This is a genomic window from Fervidobacterium sp. 2310opik-2 (assembly GCF_011057735.1).
GTDB classification, from domain to species: Bacteria; Thermotogota; Thermotogae; order Thermotogales; family Fervidobacteriaceae; genus Fervidobacterium; species Fervidobacterium nodosum.
The window spans coordinates 63,005-78,529 of sequence record NZ_LNGG01000003.1 but is presented as its reverse complement, the minus strand read 5'-3'; the positions used below and the strand labels follow the sequence as shown (position 1 = coordinate 78,529).

The 15,525-nt window shown below is 38.2% G+C and carries 30 protein-coding genes; all 30 read left to right on the top strand.

From position 1 onward, the window contains the following. The first annotated feature begins 27 nt into the window (after positions 1-27). The 30 genes from tuf to rpsD all read left to right on the top strand — a co-directional run bounded on the left by tuf (position 28) and on the right by rpsD (position 15,521). Positions 28-1,230 carry an elongation factor Tu gene (gene tuf / locus AS161_RS01640; RefSeq protein ID WP_164541557.1) on the top strand — a complete coding sequence of 401 codons (1,203 nt, stop codon included), beginning with the start codon at positions 28-30 and terminating at the stop codon, positions 1,228-1,230. A gap of 99 nt (positions 1,231-1,329) precedes the next feature. Beyond that, the gene (gene rpsJ, locus AS161_RS01635) at positions 1,330-1,638 is read left to right on the top strand and encodes a 30S ribosomal protein S10 (RefSeq protein ID WP_011994299.1); all 309 of its coding nucleotides are present in this window, start codon (positions 1,330-1,332) and stop codon (positions 1,636-1,638) included. A gap of 20 nt (positions 1,639-1,658) precedes the next feature. Then, the gene (gene rplC, locus AS161_RS01630) at positions 1,659-2,282 is read left to right on the top strand and encodes a 50S ribosomal protein L3 (protein WP_011994298.1); all 624 of its coding nucleotides are present in this window, start codon (positions 1,659-1,661) and stop codon (positions 2,280-2,282) included. Positions 2,283-2,390: 108 nt separating this feature from the next. After that, positions 2,391-3,062, top strand: coding sequence for a 50S ribosomal protein L4 (gene rplD, locus AS161_RS01625; RefSeq protein WP_164541556.1), 672 nt, complete (start codon positions 2,391-2,393; stop codon positions 3,060-3,062). Continuing rightward, positions 3,059-3,361, top strand: coding sequence for a 50S ribosomal protein L23 (gene rplW / locus AS161_RS01620; protein ID WP_164541555.1), 303 nt, complete (start codon positions 3,059-3,061; stop codon positions 3,359-3,361). Before rplD ends, rplW begins: the two co-directional genes overlap by 4 nt. A 13-nt stretch (positions 3,362-3,374) precedes the next feature. After that, entirely contained in the window at positions 3,375-4,202 is an 828-nt protein-coding gene (gene rplB, locus AS161_RS01615) for a 50S ribosomal protein L2 (RefSeq protein WP_164541554.1), read from the top strand. Between the two features lie 16 nt (positions 4,203-4,218). Then, entirely contained in the window at positions 4,219-4,506 is a 288-nt protein-coding gene (gene rpsS, locus AS161_RS01610) for a 30S ribosomal protein S19 (RefSeq protein WP_011994294.1), read from the top strand. A 14-nt stretch (positions 4,507-4,520) separates the two neighbouring features. After that, positions 4,521-4,964 (top strand): 50S ribosomal protein L22, encoded by a 444-nt coding sequence (gene rplV / locus AS161_RS01605; protein ID WP_011994293.1) that lies wholly within the window; start codon positions 4,521-4,523, stop codon positions 4,962-4,964. 24 nt (positions 4,965-4,988) lie between these two features. Beyond that, positions 4,989-5,618: a 30S ribosomal protein S3 gene (gene rpsC, locus AS161_RS01600; protein ID WP_164541553.1), complete on the top strand. Its 630-nt coding sequence runs from the start codon at positions 4,989-4,991 to the stop codon at positions 5,616-5,618. A gap of 102 nt (positions 5,619-5,720) precedes the next feature. Next, the gene (gene rplP, locus AS161_RS01595; RefSeq protein WP_164541552.1) at positions 5,721-6,149 is read left to right on the top strand and encodes a 50S ribosomal protein L16; all 429 of its coding nucleotides are present in this window, start codon (positions 5,721-5,723) and stop codon (positions 6,147-6,149) included. Continuing rightward, the gene (gene rpmC / locus AS161_RS01590; RefSeq protein ID WP_011994290.1) at positions 6,146-6,346 is read left to right on the top strand and encodes a 50S ribosomal protein L29; all 201 of its coding nucleotides are present in this window, start codon (positions 6,146-6,148) and stop codon (positions 6,344-6,346) included. The genes rplP and rpmC overlap by 4 nt, the downstream gene beginning before the upstream one ends. Before the next feature lie 5 nt (positions 6,347-6,351). Beyond that, positions 6,352-6,654: a 30S ribosomal protein S17 gene (gene rpsQ, locus AS161_RS01585; RefSeq protein ID WP_164541551.1), complete on the top strand. Its 303-nt coding sequence runs from the start codon at positions 6,352-6,354 to the stop codon at positions 6,652-6,654. Further along, a complete protein-coding gene (gene rplN, locus AS161_RS01580; RefSeq protein WP_011994288.1) occupies positions 6,651-7,019 on the top strand; it encodes a 50S ribosomal protein L14 in 369 nt (122 codons plus the stop codon). Before rpsQ ends, rplN begins: the two co-directional genes overlap by 4 nt. 13 nt (positions 7,020-7,032) lie before the next feature. Then, positions 7,033-7,356: a 50S ribosomal protein L24 gene (gene rplX / locus AS161_RS01575; RefSeq protein ID WP_164541550.1), complete on the top strand. Its 324-nt coding sequence runs from the start codon at positions 7,033-7,035 to the stop codon at positions 7,354-7,356. A 13-nt stretch (positions 7,357-7,369) separates the two neighbouring features. Then, positions 7,370-7,924 (top strand): 50S ribosomal protein L5, encoded by a 555-nt coding sequence (rplE, locus tag AS161_RS01570; protein ID WP_011994286.1) that lies wholly within the window; start codon positions 7,370-7,372, stop codon positions 7,922-7,924. An 18-nt stretch (positions 7,925-7,942) separates the two neighbouring features. After that, entirely contained in the window at positions 7,943-8,128 is a 186-nt protein-coding gene (locus AS161_RS01565) for a type Z 30S ribosomal protein S14 (protein WP_011994285.1), read from the top strand. 17 nt (positions 8,129-8,145) lie between these two features. Then, the gene (gene rpsH, locus AS161_RS01560) at positions 8,146-8,550 is read left to right on the top strand and encodes a 30S ribosomal protein S8 (RefSeq protein ID WP_164541549.1); all 405 of its coding nucleotides are present in this window, start codon (positions 8,146-8,148) and stop codon (positions 8,548-8,550) included. 13 nt (positions 8,551-8,563) lie between these two features. Beyond that, positions 8,564-9,118 (top strand): 50S ribosomal protein L6, encoded by a 555-nt coding sequence (gene rplF, locus AS161_RS01555; protein ID WP_011994283.1) that lies wholly within the window; start codon positions 8,564-8,566, stop codon positions 9,116-9,118. A 13-nt stretch (positions 9,119-9,131) separates the two neighbouring features. Continuing rightward, a complete protein-coding gene (rplR, locus tag AS161_RS01550; protein WP_011994282.1) occupies positions 9,132-9,500 on the top strand; it encodes a 50S ribosomal protein L18 in 369 nt (122 codons plus the stop codon). A 22-nt stretch (positions 9,501-9,522) separates the two neighbouring features. After that, positions 9,523-10,053, top strand: coding sequence for a 30S ribosomal protein S5 (gene rpsE / locus AS161_RS01545; RefSeq protein WP_011994281.1), 531 nt, complete (start codon positions 9,523-9,525; stop codon positions 10,051-10,053). 3 nt (positions 10,054-10,056) lie between these two features. Further along, positions 10,057-10,242 carry a 50S ribosomal protein L30 gene (rpmD, locus tag AS161_RS01540; protein ID WP_011994280.1) on the top strand — a complete coding sequence of 62 codons (186 nt, stop codon included), beginning with the start codon at positions 10,057-10,059 and terminating at the stop codon, positions 10,240-10,242. 17 nt (positions 10,243-10,259) lie between these two features. Then, a complete protein-coding gene (gene rplO, locus AS161_RS01535; protein ID WP_041257178.1) occupies positions 10,260-10,703 on the top strand; it encodes a 50S ribosomal protein L15 in 444 nt (147 codons plus the stop codon). 2 nt (positions 10,704-10,705) lie between these two features. Further along, positions 10,706-11,992: a preprotein translocase subunit SecY gene (gene secY, locus AS161_RS01530; RefSeq protein WP_164541548.1), complete on the top strand. Its 1,287-nt coding sequence runs from the start codon at positions 10,706-10,708 to the stop codon at positions 11,990-11,992. Positions 11,993-12,011: 19 nt separating this feature from the next. Further along, complete coding sequence (locus AS161_RS01525) at positions 12,012-12,668, top strand: adenylate kinase (protein WP_164541547.1); 657 nt, start codon at positions 12,012-12,014, stop codon at positions 12,666-12,668. Beyond that, entirely contained in the window at positions 12,665-13,417 is a 753-nt protein-coding gene (map, locus tag AS161_RS01520) for a type I methionyl aminopeptidase (protein WP_164541546.1), read from the top strand. The genes AS161_RS01525 and map overlap by 4 nt, the downstream gene beginning before the upstream one ends. A 47-nt stretch (positions 13,418-13,464) precedes the next feature. Further along, a complete protein-coding gene (gene infA, locus AS161_RS01515) occupies positions 13,465-13,728 on the top strand; it encodes a translation initiation factor IF-1 (protein WP_083756826.1) in 264 nt (87 codons plus the stop codon). A gap of 41 nt (positions 13,729-13,769) precedes the next feature. Beyond that, a complete protein-coding gene (gene rpmJ / locus AS161_RS01510; protein WP_011994274.1) occupies positions 13,770-13,886 on the top strand; it encodes a 50S ribosomal protein L36 in 117 nt (38 codons plus the stop codon). A 46-nt stretch (positions 13,887-13,932) separates the two neighbouring features. Further along, a complete protein-coding gene (gene rpsM, locus AS161_RS01505; protein WP_011994273.1) occupies positions 13,933-14,304 on the top strand; it encodes a 30S ribosomal protein S13 in 372 nt (123 codons plus the stop codon). 93 nt (positions 14,305-14,397) lie between these two features. Further along, positions 14,398-14,790, top strand: a complete 393-nt coding sequence (gene rpsK / locus AS161_RS01500; protein WP_011994272.1) for a 30S ribosomal protein S11 — start codon at positions 14,398-14,400, stop codon at positions 14,788-14,790. 101 nt (positions 14,791-14,891) lie between these two features. Further along, positions 14,892-15,521, top strand: a complete 630-nt coding sequence (gene rpsD, locus AS161_RS01495) for a 30S ribosomal protein S4 (RefSeq protein WP_011994271.1) — start codon at positions 14,892-14,894, stop codon at positions 15,519-15,521. Positions 15,522-15,525: the final 4 nt, after the last annotated feature.

Sequence of the window (15,525 nt, the reverse complement as noted above, 5' to 3'; positions counted from 1 at the left end):
CATAGGTGAAGAAGGAGGGGCAAAAGTATGGCAAAGGAAAAATTTGTAAGAACCAAACCTCACATGAACGTTGGTACGATTGGACATATTGACCATGGAAAGACAACACTTACAGCAGCTATAACAAAGTACTGTTCTCTATTTGGATGGGCAGATTACACACCATACGAAATGATTGATAAGGCACCAGAGGAAAGAGCAAGAGGTATTACCATCAACATTACACATGTTGAATACCAAACAGAAAAGAGACACTACGCACACATTGACTGTCCAGGTCACGCAGACTACATTAAGAACATGATTACAGGTGCAGCTCAAATGGACGGTGCAATACTTGTCGTTGCGGCAACAGATGGTCCAATGCCACAAACAAGAGAACACGTTCTTCTCGCAAGACAAGTTAACGTTCCAGCGATGATTGTCTTCATAAACAAAGTTGATATGGTTGACGACCCAGAACTTGTTGACCTTGTTGAAATGGAAGTTAGAGACCTTCTCAGCAAATACGAATTCCCTGGCGATGAACTTCCAGTTATCAGAGGTTCTGCTCTTAAAGCAGTTGAAGCACCAAATGATCCAAACCACCCAGATCTTAAGGCAATAAAAGAACTTCTTGATGCAATGGACAGCTACTTCCCAGATCCGGTTCGTGAAGTTGATAAACCATTCCTTATGCCTGTCGAAGACGTATTCACAATCACAGGTAGAGGTACAGTTGTTACAGGAAGAATCGAACGTGGCGTAATCAAACCAGGTGTTGAAGCAGAAATCATCGGTATGAGCTACGAAACAAAGAAGACAGTTATCACAAGCGTTGAAATGTTCAGAAAAGAACTTGACGAAGCAATGGCTGGTGACAACGTTGGATGTCTCTTAAGAGGTATTGACAAAGACGAAGTTGAAAGAGGACAAGTTATAGCAAAACCAGGTTCTATAACACCACACAAGAAATTCAAAGCAAACATTTACGTTTTGAAGAAAGAAGAAGGCGGAAGACACACACCATTCACAAAAGGTTACAAACCACAATTCTACATCAGAACAGCTGACGTTACAGGAGAAATTGTTGACCTCCCAGCAGGTGTTGAAATGGTTATGCCTGGTGACAACGTCGAAATGACAATTGAACTCATCTACCCAGTAGCTATCGAAAAAGGTATGAGATTCGCAGTTCGTGAAGGTGGAAGAACAGTCGGAGCTGGAGTCGTTTCCGAAATAATTGAGTAATTCGAAACATGCTATAAAGATTGCAAAGAAAACACAGAAATAGCGCATATACTTGTAATCGGGGGGATTCCCCCCCTTTTCTAAGAAGGAGGGTAAGACATGCCAGGTCAGAAAATTAGAATAAGGTTGAGGGCTTATGATCATAGATTACTTGACGAATCAGCCAAGAAAATAGTTGAAGTCGCAAAGCAGACAAATGCAAAGGTATCGGGACCAATTCCATTGCCAACAGAAAGGTCGCTTTACGTAGTGCTTAGATCACCACTCAAGCACAAAGACTCACGTGAGCAATTTGAGAAAAAGGTACATAAGAGACTTATTGATATAATTGAACCGAACTCAAAAACGATTGACGCTCTGATGAAGATTAATCTTCCAGCAGGTGTCGACGTTGAAATCAATCTGTGAGTCCTCGGAGGTGTTTTGAGATGAAATTTATAATTGCAAGAAAAGTTGGAATGACCAGATTATGGAAAGATGAAAAGGTTGTTCCAGTAACAGTTCTTAAAGCGGGTCCATGTGTTGTTGTCCAAAAGAAGACTGTTGAAAAAGATGGATACAACGCAATACAACTTGGTTTTGAAGAAGTTAATGAAAAGAAACTCACAAAACCAATGCTTGGTGTTTTTAAAAAAGCAAATGTTAAACCAATGAGAGTTTTAAAAGAGTTCAGAGTAGAAAATGTTGACCAATATTCAGTTGGTCAAGAAATAACAGTTGCAATTTTCCAAGAAGGCGATAAAATAGACATTACAGGATGGACAAAAGGTAGAGGTTACTCTGGTGCAATGAAAAGATGGAACTTCCAAGGTGGACCAAAAGCACACGGTGCAAAATTCCACAGAGAGCTTGGCTCTGTTGGTCAACACACTGAACCAGCAAGAATATTCAAAGGTAAAAGAATGCCTGGAAGATATGGTAATGAAAGAGTAACAATTCTTAACTCTGAAGTAGTCACAATTGATGCGCAGAACAACCTTTTAGCAGTTAAAGGTGGAGTGCCAGGAGCGAGGGGCAGCCTTGTTATTATAAGAAGCGCTGTCAAGCAATAATTCAAAATAACTCAATATTTTTGAATTATTGCTCGTTTATTTTTTTGACGGCGTAAAAAAACACAACAAGGACGTGCTCCGAAAATGAAGTAAAGGAGGACGAAGAGTATGGCACAAATAACATTGTATAACATTAAAGGTGAAAAGATCGGTAACATCGAAATTGCTGATGAAGTTTTTAACGTTGAACCAAACCTTGATGTCATGTGGCGCTATATCGATATGCAACTTACAAACTCAAGAGCAGGGACAGCATCCACAAAGACAAGAGGAGAAGTAGCTGGCGGTGGAAGAAAACCATGGCCACAAAAACACACAGGTAGAGCAAGACAAGGTTCCATAAGGGCAATTCACTGGAGACACGGTGGTGTTGCGCACGGTCCAAAACCAAGGAATTACCTTAAGAGATTGAACAAAAAGATGAAAAAATTAGCGCTTAAATCTGCACTTTCTGCTCGCTTCCAGGAAGGAAACCTTATTGTTGTGAGCGACATACGATTTGAAAAGGCTCAAACAAAGCAAATGAGAGAAGTTCTTAAGAATCTTGGAATCGCTGACGAGAAAGTATTGTTTGTTCTTCCAAGAAAAGAAGAAGTGTACGAAAATGTAAAACTTTCTGGAAGAAACATTCCTGGAGTAAAAGTAATAATTGCGGATAATCCAAACAACGGAAATCCAGTAAACATCGATGGTTTGAATGTTTACGATATAATCAACTCTTCAAAGGTTGTCCTTACAGAGGGCACCGTTCGCAAAATTGAGGAGGTGCTCAGCAAATGAGAAAAGAATATTCAGATATCATCATCAGACCAGTAATAAGTGAAAAAACGATGATGCTCAGAGCCAATAGAGAGTATGTTTTTGAAGTTGACAAAAATGCAAATAAGTCCCAAATAAAGGAAGCTGTTGAGAAACTTTTCAATGTTAAAGTTGAAAGGGTAAATACAGTTGTAGTCAAACCAAAACCAAAGAGAGACCTCAGAAGAGGTTACATGGCAAGAGAAGGTTACACGAAAGAATGGAAAAAAGCCATAGTCAAATTAGCAGAAGGCTATGCAATTAAAGAACTCCAGGCATAAGGGGTGAAAAACAATGGGTCTTAAAAGATTTAAACCAACAACACCAGGTAGAAGATTCATGATAATTCCAGACTTTTCGGAAATTACAAAAACAGAACCCGAAAAGTCACTTGTTGTTCCTCTTAAAAAGAGCGCAGGAAGAAACCACCACGGTAGAGTAACAGTTAGGTTCAGAGGTGGCGGCCACAAGAGACTTTACAGAATTGTTGATTTCAGAAGATGGGAAAAGGAAAATATCCCCGCAAAAGTTGCATCAATTGAATATGATCCAAATAGAACCGCAAGAATTGCTTTGCTAATTTACGCTGACGGTGAAAAAAGATACATTCTTGCACCAAATGGACTTAATGTTGGAGATACAGTAATGTCAGGACCTGAAGCAGAAATTAAGCCAGGTAATGCTCTTCCGCTTGAAAATATACCAGTTGGTACAATCGTTCACAGTATAGAATTTTTACCACGCGGTGGGGCAAAGATAGCAAGAAGTGCAGGTGTAGCATGTCAACTTATGGCAAAAGAAGGTAACTATGCACTCTTGAAGATGCCATCTGGCGAATTGAGAAAAGTACATATAAAATGTTACGCAACAGTTGGTGTGGTAGGAAACGAAGACCACAAAAACGAAGTATCTGGTAAAGCTGGTAGAGAAAGATGGAAAGGTAGAAAGCCACATGTACGTGGTGTTGTCATGAACCCAGTTGATCACCCACACGGTGGTGGAGAAGGTAGAGGTAAAGGTCACCATCCACAGAGTCCATGGGGTGTCCCAGCGAAAGGTTACAAGACAAGGAGAGGTAAGAGAGCAAGCGATAAATTCATTGTTAGAAGAAGAAACGGTTAATCAGGAGGTGTAATAAATGAGCCGTTCAAGCAAAAAAGGACCATTCGTAGATCCCAAACTTATCAAAAAAATAAGAATGCTCAATGAGACTGGTGAAAAGAAAATAATAAAAACATGGAGCAGAGCAAGTACAATCGTTCCAGAAATGGTCGGTCATACAATAGCTGTTTACAACGGAATGAAACACATACCAGTATATATAACAGAAAATATGGTTGGACACAAACTTGGTGAATTCTCATTCACAAGAAGATTTGGTGGACATACGAACAAGTCAGCCAAAAAAGGTGAGGTCAAGAAATAAGGAGGGAATTGATAATGCAAACTATCATTAAAAGAGAAGGACTCAAAAGGTCCAAGTTCCATGCAAAGAGAAAAGAGACACTTGCAACGTTACCAAAATATGAAGCAAGGGCAGTTGCAAGATTTGTCCGCATATCTCCAAGGAAAGCAAGGTCAGTAATCAATTCCATTAGGGGTAAAAATGTTTCAGAAGCGTTTAATCTTCTTGAATTTTCATCGAAAAAGGCTGCACGAATCGTATATAATGTGTTAAAATCTGCAGTAGCGAATGCAACAAATAACCTCGGACTTTCTGAGGAAAACCTTTATGTTGCAGCATGTTATGTAAACGATGGCCCAAGAATGAAGAGAGTATGGCCGCGCGGTAGAGGAAGAGCGGATATTATTCAAAAGAGAATGTCCCATATAACTGTTATTGTTAGGGATAGAGAAAAAGAAAATGAGACAAAAGCAAAATAATAAATACTTTGCGAGGTGATACAGGTGGGTCAAAAAGTACATCCAAAAGGATTTAGGCTCGGTTTAACTTCTGAATGGGATGCTCAGTGGTTTAATGAGAAAAAATACAGCGAATATTTACTTGAGGACGAAGCAATAAGAAATTTCATTAAGAAAAATTACAACCAAGCTGGAATTGCAAAAGTATTTGTTCAAAGACCAGATGCTGAAAGAGTTTTAGTCTCAATATACGCAGCAAGACCTGGAATATTAATAGGTAAAAAAGGTGCAGGTATAACAGAATTGAGACAAGCATTAGAGGCAAACTTCAACAGAAAATTTGGAATTGATATAATCGAATTAAAAACGCCCGAAACAGAGGCAGCACTTGTGGCAGAATCTATTGCTCAAAAGATAGAAAAACGTGCATCTTACAAGATTGTCATGAAGAGAGCAATTACTGCTGCACTCAAGAGAGGGGCAAAGGGTATAAAGATAATGGTTTCTGGAAGACTTGCTGGTGCAGAAATTGCGAGGACAGAATGGTATCTTAAAGGAAGACTTCCACTTCAGACACTCAGATCTGTCATAGATTACTCGACAGCACGTGCAGAAACAAAATACGGTACAATCGGGATAAAAGTTTGGATATACAAAGGCGATCAAAACATATAAATAATATAAAATGTTGAAAAACACAGAAAAAACGCAGATAGGACCTGAAAAGCTAAGGCAAAAGAAGGCAGGATAAAGGCGAGATAAGGGAGGTAAACAGCCATGTTAATGCCAAAAAGGGTTAAATACAGAAAACAACACCGAGGTAGAACAAAAGGCGATGCAAAAGGTGGAGCACTTGTAATGTTTGGCGAATACGGATTAAAAGCTTTAGAACCAGCATGGATCACAGCTCAACAGATCGAAGCTTGCAGGCTTGCTATAACAAGGACATTGAAAAAAGAAGGTAAGCTTTGGATAAAAATATTCCCTGATAAATCCTACACAAAACATCCACCTGAAACAAAACTTGGTAAAGGTAAAGGTAACGTTGAAGGATGGGTAGCAGTGGTAAAACCTGGAAAAGTCATGTTCGAAATTGGTGGTGTTGACGAAGAATTAGCAATTAAAGCCTTGGAATATGCAGCCACAAAATTACCAATAAAAACAAAAATAGTGACAAGACATCACATAGGTGGTGAAGCAGTATGACACCAGTGGAAATCAGAAATATGAATAATGAAGAATTGTTGAAGTTACTTGAAGAAAAGAAAAGAACACTTATGAACTTGAGATTCCAAAACGCACTCGGCGAATTGAGGGACCCAAGTCTTATTCAAAAAACGAAAAAAGATATCGCAAGAATCAAGACTATTCTACGTGAACGCGAACTTGGTATAAGGAGGTAATACACATGCCTAAGAAAAGATTAGTTGGCGTTGTTGTAAGCGACAAAATGGATAAAACTGTAACGGTTAAAGTTGAAAGACTCGTTAAACATGCAAAGTTTGGAAAATACGTTAAAAGAACGAAGAAATTTTACGCACACGATGAAAATAATGCGTGTAGAGTTGGAGATGTTGTTGAAATTGAAGAATCAAGACCATTAAGCAAGCTCAAAAGATGGGTAGTTGTTAATATTCTTGAACGTTCAAAACTTTCAGAAACGCCAGAGATAGAGGAAACAATTGACGTTGAAGGGGGTAGTGAACAATGATACAGAACGAAAGCTACCTCGTAGCAGCTGACAATTCAGGTGCGAAAGTATTAAGAGTGATAAGAGTGCTTGGAGGTTCACACAAACAATTTGGAACAATTGGTGATATAGTTGTTTGCAGTGTAAGAGAAGCTGTACCAAATACAGATATCAAAAAAGGCGATGTTGTTAAAGCAGTTGTTGTAAGGACAAAGAAAGAAATTAGAAGACCGGATGGTAGCTATATAAGATTCGACGATAACGCAGCGGTTGTTCTTGACAAATTCAATCAACCAAAAGGAACACGTGTGTTTGGACCTGTTGCAAGAGAGCTCAGAGAAAAAGGCTTCATGAAAATAGTATCTCTCGCACCAGAAGTATGGTAAGGGGTGGTAATCGATGGCACAGAAGATAAAAAAGGGTGACACAGTACAAGTAATTTCCGGAAAAGATAAAGGTAAAAGAGGAGAAGTTATACAAGTACTTCCAAAAGAAGAGAAATTAATAGTCAGAGGCATAAACGTAGTAAAAAGACACCAAAGACCAACTGGACAAATGAGACAAGGCGGTATAATTGAAAAAGAAGCACCACTTTACTGGTCAAAGGTTATGTTAGTCTGTCCAAGCTGTGATAAGGCTACAAGAGTAGGATTTAGAGTACTCGAAGATGGATCAAAAGTTAGATACTGTAAAAAATGTGGAGAAATCATAGATAAGAAGTAAGGAGGAGTAAAAAATGGCCTACGAATTTGTTCCTTTGAAGGAAAAGTATCAAAAAGAAGTGGTGCCGGTTTTAATGAAAGAATTTGGATATAAAAATATTCATGAAGTTCCAAGACTTGTTAAAGTAGTTATAAATATGGGTGTTGGTGAAGGTTCAAGAAATAAAGATGTTATAGAAGCGCACGCAAGAGAATTAACAACAATAGCTGGTCAAAAGGCAATAATCACAAAAGCAAAAAAGAGTATCTCTAACTTTAAGATAAGAAAAGGTATGAGCGTTGGTGTAAAAGTAACGCTCAGAGGGCCAAGAATGTACAATTTTGTCTACAAACTTGTTAATCTTGTTTTACCTAAAGTTAGAGACTTCAGAGGTTTAAATCCAAATTCATTTGATGGAAAAGGTAATTACAGTTTCGGTTTAACAGAACAATTGGTATTCCCAGAAATTTCACCAGACCAGATCAAGAGGATCCAAGGTATGGATATTGTAGTGGTTACAACAGCAAAAAGAGACGAAGAAGCAAGAAGATTACTTGAGTTACTTGGTTTCCCATTCAAAAAGCAGTAATTAAGGAGGGAAAAATAAATGGCAAAGAAATCAATGGTCGAAAGATGGAAGAAGCCGAAAAAGTTTAAAGTTAGAGAATACACAAGATGCAGCATTTGCGGAAGAGTCCATTCAGTATACAGAGAATTTGGAATCTGCAGAGTGTGTTTTAGAAAAATGGCTAACGAGGGAAAACTCCCGGGCGTTAGGAAGGCAAGCTGGTAATTATGGAGGTGTTAACCGTGTGGAGCGATCCAATAGCTGACATGCTTACAAGAATAAGAAATGCAAACCAAGTTTTTAAAGAACAAGTAGATGTTCCTGCATCCAATTTAAAAAAGGCAATAGCTGATATTCTTGTTAGGGAAGGATTTATTAAGGGATACACATACATTGAAGATGGAAAACAAGGAATTTTGAGAATTCAAATGAAATACAAAGGTACAAGAAAGAACAGAGAAAGAGTAATTCATGGAATTGTTCGTGTTTCTAAGGCAGGAAGAAGGATTTATGTTGGTAAAAACAACATACCAAGAGTTAAAAATGGACTCGGTATTGCCATAATATCCACATCAAAAGGCGTACTCACCGACAAAGAAGCAGCGGAACATGGAGTCGGTGGAGAAGTTATTGCCTACATCTGGTAAGGAGGTGTAGTACATGTCACGTATTGCGAAGAAACCAATTGTTTTACCAACAAATGTTCAGTTATCAATCACCGACTCTGAGATAAAAGTTAAAGGCCCAAAGGGTGAATTGAAATTAAATAATCATCCATTTGTTTCTATAAAAGTCGAAGGCAACGAAGTTTGGGTTACACCAAATCTTGAGGTAGCCAAGAGAAAAGCAGATGAGAGAAAGTTCAAGGCAATGGTTGGTACTTACTGGAGACTTATCAGAAACATGGTTTTAGGTGTTACTGAAGGGTTTAAGAAAGAACTTGAAATTGTTGGTGTTGGTTACAGGGCACAACTTCAAGGAAATAAGTTAATCATGAACCTCGGTTATGCTCACCAAGTAGAATTCGATGTACCAGCTGATGTAAAAGTAGAAGTCCCTGCACCAAATAAAATAATTGTTAGTGGAATCGATAAACAGAGAGTTGGACAAGTTGCAGCAGATATACGCAAGTGGAGAGAACCAAATCCATACAGTGGTAAAGGTATAAAGTATGTAGACGAGGTTCTCAAACTTAAAGAAGGAAAGAAAGCATAAGGGGGTATAAAACGTGATTAAACGTGAAGACCGAAGGCAATTGAGACTTGTCAGACATAAAAGGTTAAGAAAAAAGATTTTTGGAACTCCTGAAAGGCCAAGACTTGCTGTATTCAGAAGCGAAAAACACATGTACGCTCAAATAATCGATGACACGAAAGGTATTACTTTGGTTGCAGCGTCAACCGTAGAAAAGGCTATGAAGGAAAAACTTCAAAAGACATGGAACATCACAGCGGCAAAAGAAGTAGGAAAACTTATAGCAGAAAGAGCACTTGCAAAAGGTATAAAGGAAGTAGTTTTTGACCGCGGTGGATTTAAGTACCATGGTAGAGTAAAAGCCCTTGCAGATGCGGCAAGGGAAGCTGGATTGAAATTCTAAGGTTTGGTAGGAGGTGCTCACAGTGTCAGAAATTGCCGAAAAGATAAAACAAGCAGGTGAAACATTTGAAGAAAGGATTATTGAAATTAGAAGAACGACTAAAGTTACAAAAGGTGGTAAAAATCTTTCTTTCAGAGTTCTTGCAGTTGTCGGAAATAGAAATGGTAAAGTCGGTGTCGGTGTTGGAAAAGCAAGAGAAGTTCCTGATGCAATTAGAAAAGCGCTTGTTAGTGCAAGAAGGAATATAATAGAAATTCCTGTAGTTAAGGGTACAATCCCTCACGAAGTAGTTGGCAGACAAGACGCAGCTAAGATACTTATGAAGCCTGCTGCACCAGGTACCGGTATAATTGCCAACGGTACAGTACGTGCTATCCTTGAGCTTGCGGGCGTTCAAAACGTTCTTACAAAAGCAATGGGGTCAACAAATCCAGTAATAATGGCTCAAGCAACAGTAAATGGCGTAAAGAACCTTTACAGTATAGACAAAATAGCAGCTCTTAGAGATATTACCCCAGCTCAAGTAGTACGCGGTGTTAAAAAGGAGGGCTAATGTATGAAGAAGCTGAAAATAACACTTGTAAGAAGTCCGATTGGATATAAATACGATCAGAAAGATACAGTTAAAAGACTTGGATTAAGAAGAATGCATTATACAGTAATTAAAGAAGATACACCTCAGATTCGTGGAATGGTTGAGAAAGTAAAACATCTTGTCAAAGTTGAAGAAGTCGAAGAATAAGGAGGGGAATTTGCATGATTACTATAGAGGACCTCAAACCTACCCCAGGGTCGAACAAAAAATACAAAAGACTTGGAAGAGGACAAGGTTCAGGTAAAGGAAAGACCGCAGGAAAGGGTCACAAAGGTCAAAAATCAAGAGGTACAGGAAAAGTTAGAGCTTGGATGGAAGGTGGTCAAACACCACTTCATAGAAGACTTCCAAAATTTGGGTTCAAAAACTTCACAAAGAAGTTTTACGCTGTTGTTAACCTTGAGACCCTCGAGGAGAAATTTGATAGTAACGCAGTAGTTACACCAGAAGTTCTTATTGAAAAAGGAATTATCGATAAGATTTACGATGGTGTAAAGATACTTGCAAGAGGTGAAATAACAAAGCCACTCACAGTTAAAGCACATAAATTCAGTGAAAAGGCGAAGGAGAAGATTGAAAAAGTTGGCGGAAAAATAGAGGTGATTTAATAATGTGGAAAGCGCTGCGAAATGCGATGAAAATTCCAGAGGTAAGGGATAGGGTTATCTTTACATTCTTAATGTTGCTTGTTTTCAGATTGGGTATTTATGTCCCGGTTCCAGGAATAAATATCAAAGCTTGGGGGGAGGCGCTTTCCAAACAAGGTACAGGTCTTGCTGGAGGCGTTCTCAGCTTCTATGATGTTTTCACTGGAGGTGCTTTCAGCAGATTCTCCGTGTTCTCAATGAGCGTTACTCCATACATTAACGCATCTATTATCATGCAACTTCTTGCTTCTATCATTCCTTCTTTGAAAGAGCTCTTAAAAGAAGGTGAAGAAGGTAGAAAGAAATTCCAACACTACACAAAGAATCTTACACTTGGATTGGCAGCATTGCAATCATTCGTAGTTTCTTTCGGACTTGCAAGAAGTTACCAAGGAATCATCGCAATCAATACATGGTTATTCTCATTTGTTTCAACAGTTTCTTTGGTTGCTGGTACAATGTTCCTTCTTTGGATTGGCGATAGAATTACAGAAAAAGGTATTGGAAATGGTGTTAGTATAATGATATTCGCAGGTATTGTTTCAAGATACCCAGCATATTTCAGAAGTGCGGTTCTTGGTAATCTTAATATATTCGGTTGGATATTCCTTATCGCAGTTGCAATATTTATGGTTGTTGCAATTATATATGTTCAACAAGCGGAAAGAAGAATCAAAATTGAATATGCAACAAGAATGGTTGGAAGAAGGATATACGGTGGAACAAGCACATACTTGCCTATAAAAGTTAATCACTCAGGTGTTATTCCTATCATATTTGCATGGGCAATAATTAGTATTCCAGAAGCAATTGCGCAAATCACGGGTGCTCAGTGGGCAGTTAAACTATTCAGTATGCAAAGTCCTCTTATGATGATAATTTACGCGCTCTTGATATTCTTCTTCACATACTTCTACAGTGTTGTTGTTATTGATCCAAAGGATATATCTGAAAATATTAAGAGATATGGAGGATTTATACCAGGAATAAGGGCAGGAAAACCAACAGAGGAATACATTACTTTCGTTCTCAACAGAGTTACATTCCTCGGAGCGATCTTCCTTGTTGGCATTTCACTGTTACCTTACTTAGTTGAAGGAATTACGCGTGTAAATATTTGGCTCGGTGGTACAAGTGCGCTTATCGCGGTTGGAGTTGCTTTGGATATTGCTCAACAAATCGAAGCACACTTGATTATGAGAAATTACGAAGGCTTTGTTAAAAAAGGAAAGATAGCTGGTAGAAGATAAATTCAAGAGGGTGAAAATTATGAACCTTATATTCCTCGGACCTCCGGGTGCAGGTAAAGGTACATATGCTAAAAGAGTTGTGGAAAAATACAATATACCTCATATATCAACTGGAGATATCTTTAGAGAAGCGATAGCAAAAGGTACCGAACTTGGTAGAAAAGTCCAGGATATAGTGAATTCAGGAAATCTCGTTCCGGATGAACTAACAAATGCACTTGTCGAAGAACGCTTGAAACAAGACGATTGTAAAAAAGGATTTATACTCGATGGTTATCCAAGGACATTAAATCAAGCCCAAGCTTTAAATGAAATGCTCAAAAAAATGGGTAAGGAATTAGATGGTGCTATTTACTTTGAAGTAGACGAAGAAACGGTAGTTCAGAGAATATCCACAAGACGTGTTTGTTCCAAATGTGGTAAGGTTTATAACGTAATTACACTTCCATCTAGAGTTGAAGGCATTTGTGATGATTGTGGAGGAACATTAATACAAAGAGATGACGACAAAGAAGATATCGTAAGGAGCAGATACAGAGTCTATATCGAAAAAACATCGCCGTTAATCGAATATTATAAAAATCAAAACAAACTTTTTACATTAGATGGCAGAAAAAGTGTAGAAGAAGTAATGAAAATATTGTTTAATATATTAGGTGGCTTTGAAAAGAAATGATAAGACTTAAGACGAGAGAAGAAATTGAGAAAATGAAAATAGCTGGTCGGGCGGTTGGTACTATACTTATGGAATCAAAAAAATTAGTGGTAGAGGGTGCAACCGCCCATGATATAGAAATCTTAGCTGAAAAGATTTTGAAAGAGCTTAAATGTAAACCTGCGTTTAAAGGGTATGGTGGATATCCATATATAACAACTGTCTCAGTAAATGACGAAGTTATACATGGTTTTCCGCTGAAGAAGAAAGTTTTTAAAAAAGGTGATATAGTTTCAATAGATGTTGGAGCAATTTATGATGGTTACTATGGAGATGGAGCGATAAGCTACATAGTTGGTCAAACAGATGAAGTTGGTGAAAAACTTGTAAAAGTTACTCAGGAATCTCTCTTTGAGGCTATAAAAATAATAAGACCTGGCATAAAATTAGGAGATGTTTCTTTTACAGTCCAAAATTACGTTGAAAGTCATGGTTTTGGTGTTGTAAGAGATTTTGTAGGGCATGGAGTAGGAAAGTCTTTGCATGAAGACCCACAAGTACCGAATTATGGAAAGCCAGGTACAGGTATAACACTTAAAGCGGGAATGACAATTGCGATAGAACCAATGGTTACTGAAGGCGGCTGGCACGTGGTTATATTAGATGATGGTTGGACGGTTGTAACGAGGGATGGCAAGAGAGCGGCACACTTTGAACACACGATAGCAGTGACAGAAGACGGTTATGAAATTTTAACTCTTGCCGAATAATACAAGCTTAAACTGAGAGAAACTTTCGTATTCGCGAGGTGATTTATCTGAAAAACAAGGAAGACGTCATACGAATGGAAGGAACAATAGTTGAAGCACTACCAAATGCTATGTTCAGAGTACAACTCGACAACGGTTTTAAAGTGCTCGCTCATGTTTCTGGTAAAATGCGCAAAAACTTTATAAGGCTTGTACCAGGTGATAGGGTAGTCGTTGAACTTACAATCTACGACCTCACTCGTGGAAGAATAGTTTACAGAAAGAAACTTGACTCAAAGGGCGAAGAAGAGATACTAGATGACGACGAATAATTGAAAAATAAAATGAATATATCCGAAAGGAGAGATTAAGTATGAAAGTAAAGGCATCAGTTGGAAAAAGATGCGAATATTGTAAGGTTATCCGTAGAAGAGGAAAAGTTTACGTTGTATGTAAAGTAAACCCAAAACATAATCAGAGACAAGGTTAAGTACTAAGTATTAATAGTTGAGAGATAGAATTAAGGAGGGAGATTAATGGCTCGTATCGTTGGTGTTGAAATACCAAGTAATAAAAAAGTACATATTGCATTGAGATATCTATACGGTATAGGACCAACACGCGCAATGGAAATATGTAAGAATACAGGTGTAGACCCTGACAAGAGAGTTAAAGAACTTACTGAGGATGAAATAAGCAAAATAGCTTCTTTCATTCAACAGAATTACAAAGTAGAAGGTGAACTCAGAACAGAAGTGATGAGAAATATAAAGAGATTAATGGATATAGGATGTTACCGCGGCTTAAGGCACAAGTTAGGGCTTCCAGTTAGAGGTCAAAGAACAAGATCAAATGCCCGTACAAGAAAAGGTCCAAGACCAAGCAGAATTAAGAAAAAGGGTAAATAAGTTTTTCTTTAAAATCGGACCCGAAAAGATGTTTAACTTGTAACTAGCGAGTGCATGTAAAAGTATGGAAGAAATGTAAAAGGAGGGAAAATAATGGCAAAAGGCCGAACAACAAGAACAAAACAAAAGAAAAGAGTAGCGGTTGATCATGGTGTAGTCCACATAAAGTCAACATACAATAATACAATAATCAGCTTGACAGATCCAACAGGACACGTTTTAAGCTGGGCAAGCGGTGGAACGACAGGTTTTGAAGGTACAAGGAAAGGTACACCGTACGCAGCACAACTTGCAGCTGATAAAGTAGCGAAAGATGCTGTCAAAATGGGAATTAAAAGAGTTGACGTTATTGTCAAAGGACCTGGTGCTGGAAGAGAAACAGCTATAAGAACTCTTCAAGCAGCTGGATTGGAAATTGACAATATAAGAGATGCTACACCAATCCCATTTAACGGTTGTAGACCTCCAAAAAGAAGAAGAGTATAATACGTGAAATAATTGAATCGATATAGATAAACTTAGTAAACTTTGTAAGAGAGGGCTAAGAAAAGTTACATCTGATTTTTGAAACCAAAGGAGGGAAAATAATGGCACGAAACACAGGGCCTTTGTGCAAATTGTGTAGAAGAGAAGGAATGAAATTGTACCTTAAGGGTGAAAGATGCTTCAGCGAGAAATGTCCATTTGACAAGAGACCATTCGCACCTGGACAACACGGTAGAGAAAAGAAAAAACTAACACAATACGCTCTCCAACTCAGAGCTAAACAAACAATGAAGAGAATTTACGGAGTACTTGAGAAACAATTTAGAATATACTACGAAAGAGCTGTCAAACAATCTGGCGATACCCGTGAAAACCTGGTAGCACAAGTTGAGAGAAGACTTGATAATGTTGTTTACAGACTTGGATTCGCAATTAACAGAAGAGCAGCAAGACAACTTGTCTCTCACGGACATGTACTTGTAAACGGGAAGAAAGTTGACATCCCATCATACCAAGTCAGACCAGGTGATGTTATTTCTATAAAAGAAGGAAGCAGAACAATAGAACCAATCAAACAAGCAATAGAGCTAAATAAAGGTAGAGCAATTTCAAATTGGCTTGAAGTTGATTACGATCAATTTAAAGGAGTATACGTAAGAAATCCAAAATTAGAAGAAATTATTGATCTCCCAGTTAACGTACAGGCTATTGTCGAATTCTACTCGAGGTGATCTT

Excerpts from the sequence above, each read along its gene's own strand:
- tuf (WP_164541557.1), top strand. The coding sequence starts at position 28 with ATGGCAAAGGAAAAATTTGTAAGAACCAAACCTCACATGAACGTTGGT.
- rpsJ (WP_011994299.1), top strand. The coding sequence starts at position 1,330 with ATGCCAGGTCAGAAAATTAGAATAAGGTTGAGGGCTTATGATCATAGA.
- rplC (WP_011994298.1), top strand. The coding sequence starts at position 1,659 with ATGAAATTTATAATTGCAAGAAAAGTTGGAATGACCAGATTATGGAAA.
- rplD (WP_164541556.1), top strand. The coding sequence starts at position 2,391 with ATGGCACAAATAACATTGTATAACATTAAAGGTGAAAAGATCGGTAAC.
- rplW (WP_164541555.1), top strand. The coding sequence starts at position 3,059 with ATGAGAAAAGAATATTCAGATATCATCATCAGACCAGTAATAAGTGAA.
- rplB (WP_164541554.1), top strand. The coding sequence starts at position 3,375 with ATGGGTCTTAAAAGATTTAAACCAACAACACCAGGTAGAAGATTCATG.
- rpsS (WP_011994294.1), top strand. The coding sequence starts at position 4,219 with ATGAGCCGTTCAAGCAAAAAAGGACCATTCGTAGATCCCAAACTTATC.
- rplV (WP_011994293.1), top strand. The coding sequence starts at position 4,521 with ATGCAAACTATCATTAAAAGAGAAGGACTCAAAAGGTCCAAGTTCCAT.
- rplP (WP_164541552.1), top strand. The coding sequence starts at position 5,721 with ATGTTAATGCCAAAAAGGGTTAAATACAGAAAACAACACCGAGGTAGA.
- rpmC (WP_011994290.1), top strand. The coding sequence starts at position 6,146 with ATGACACCAGTGGAAATCAGAAATATGAATAATGAAGAATTGTTGAAG.
- rpsQ (WP_164541551.1), top strand. The coding sequence starts at position 6,352 with ATGCCTAAGAAAAGATTAGTTGGCGTTGTTGTAAGCGACAAAATGGAT.
- rplN (WP_011994288.1), top strand. The coding sequence starts at position 6,651 with ATGATACAGAACGAAAGCTACCTCGTAGCAGCTGACAATTCAGGTGCG.
- rplX (WP_164541550.1), top strand. The coding sequence starts at position 7,033 with ATGGCACAGAAGATAAAAAAGGGTGACACAGTACAAGTAATTTCCGGA.
- rplE (WP_011994286.1), top strand. The coding sequence starts at position 7,370 with ATGGCCTACGAATTTGTTCCTTTGAAGGAAAAGTATCAAAAAGAAGTG.
- AS161_RS01565 (WP_011994285.1), top strand. The coding sequence starts at position 7,943 with ATGGCAAAGAAATCAATGGTCGAAAGATGGAAGAAGCCGAAAAAGTTT.
- rplF (WP_011994283.1), top strand. The coding sequence starts at position 8,564 with ATGTCACGTATTGCGAAGAAACCAATTGTTTTACCAACAAATGTTCAG.
- rpmD (WP_011994280.1), top strand. The coding sequence starts at position 10,057 with ATGAAGAAGCTGAAAATAACACTTGTAAGAAGTCCGATTGGATATAAA.
- secY (WP_164541548.1), top strand. The coding sequence starts at position 10,706 with ATGTGGAAAGCGCTGCGAAATGCGATGAAAATTCCAGAGGTAAGGGAT.
- AS161_RS01525 (WP_164541547.1), top strand. The coding sequence starts at position 12,012 with ATGAACCTTATATTCCTCGGACCTCCGGGTGCAGGTAAAGGTACATAT.
- map (WP_164541546.1), top strand. The coding sequence starts at position 12,665 with ATGATAAGACTTAAGACGAGAGAAGAAATTGAGAAAATGAAAATAGCT.
- rpmJ (WP_011994274.1), top strand. The coding sequence starts at position 13,770 with ATGAAAGTAAAGGCATCAGTTGGAAAAAGATGCGAATATTGTAAGGTT.
- rpsM (WP_011994273.1), top strand. The coding sequence starts at position 13,933 with ATGGCTCGTATCGTTGGTGTTGAAATACCAAGTAATAAAAAAGTACAT.
- rpsK (WP_011994272.1), top strand. The coding sequence starts at position 14,398 with ATGGCAAAAGGCCGAACAACAAGAACAAAACAAAAGAAAAGAGTAGCG.
- rpsD (WP_011994271.1), top strand. The coding sequence starts at position 14,892 with ATGGCACGAAACACAGGGCCTTTGTGCAAATTGTGTAGAAGAGAAGGA.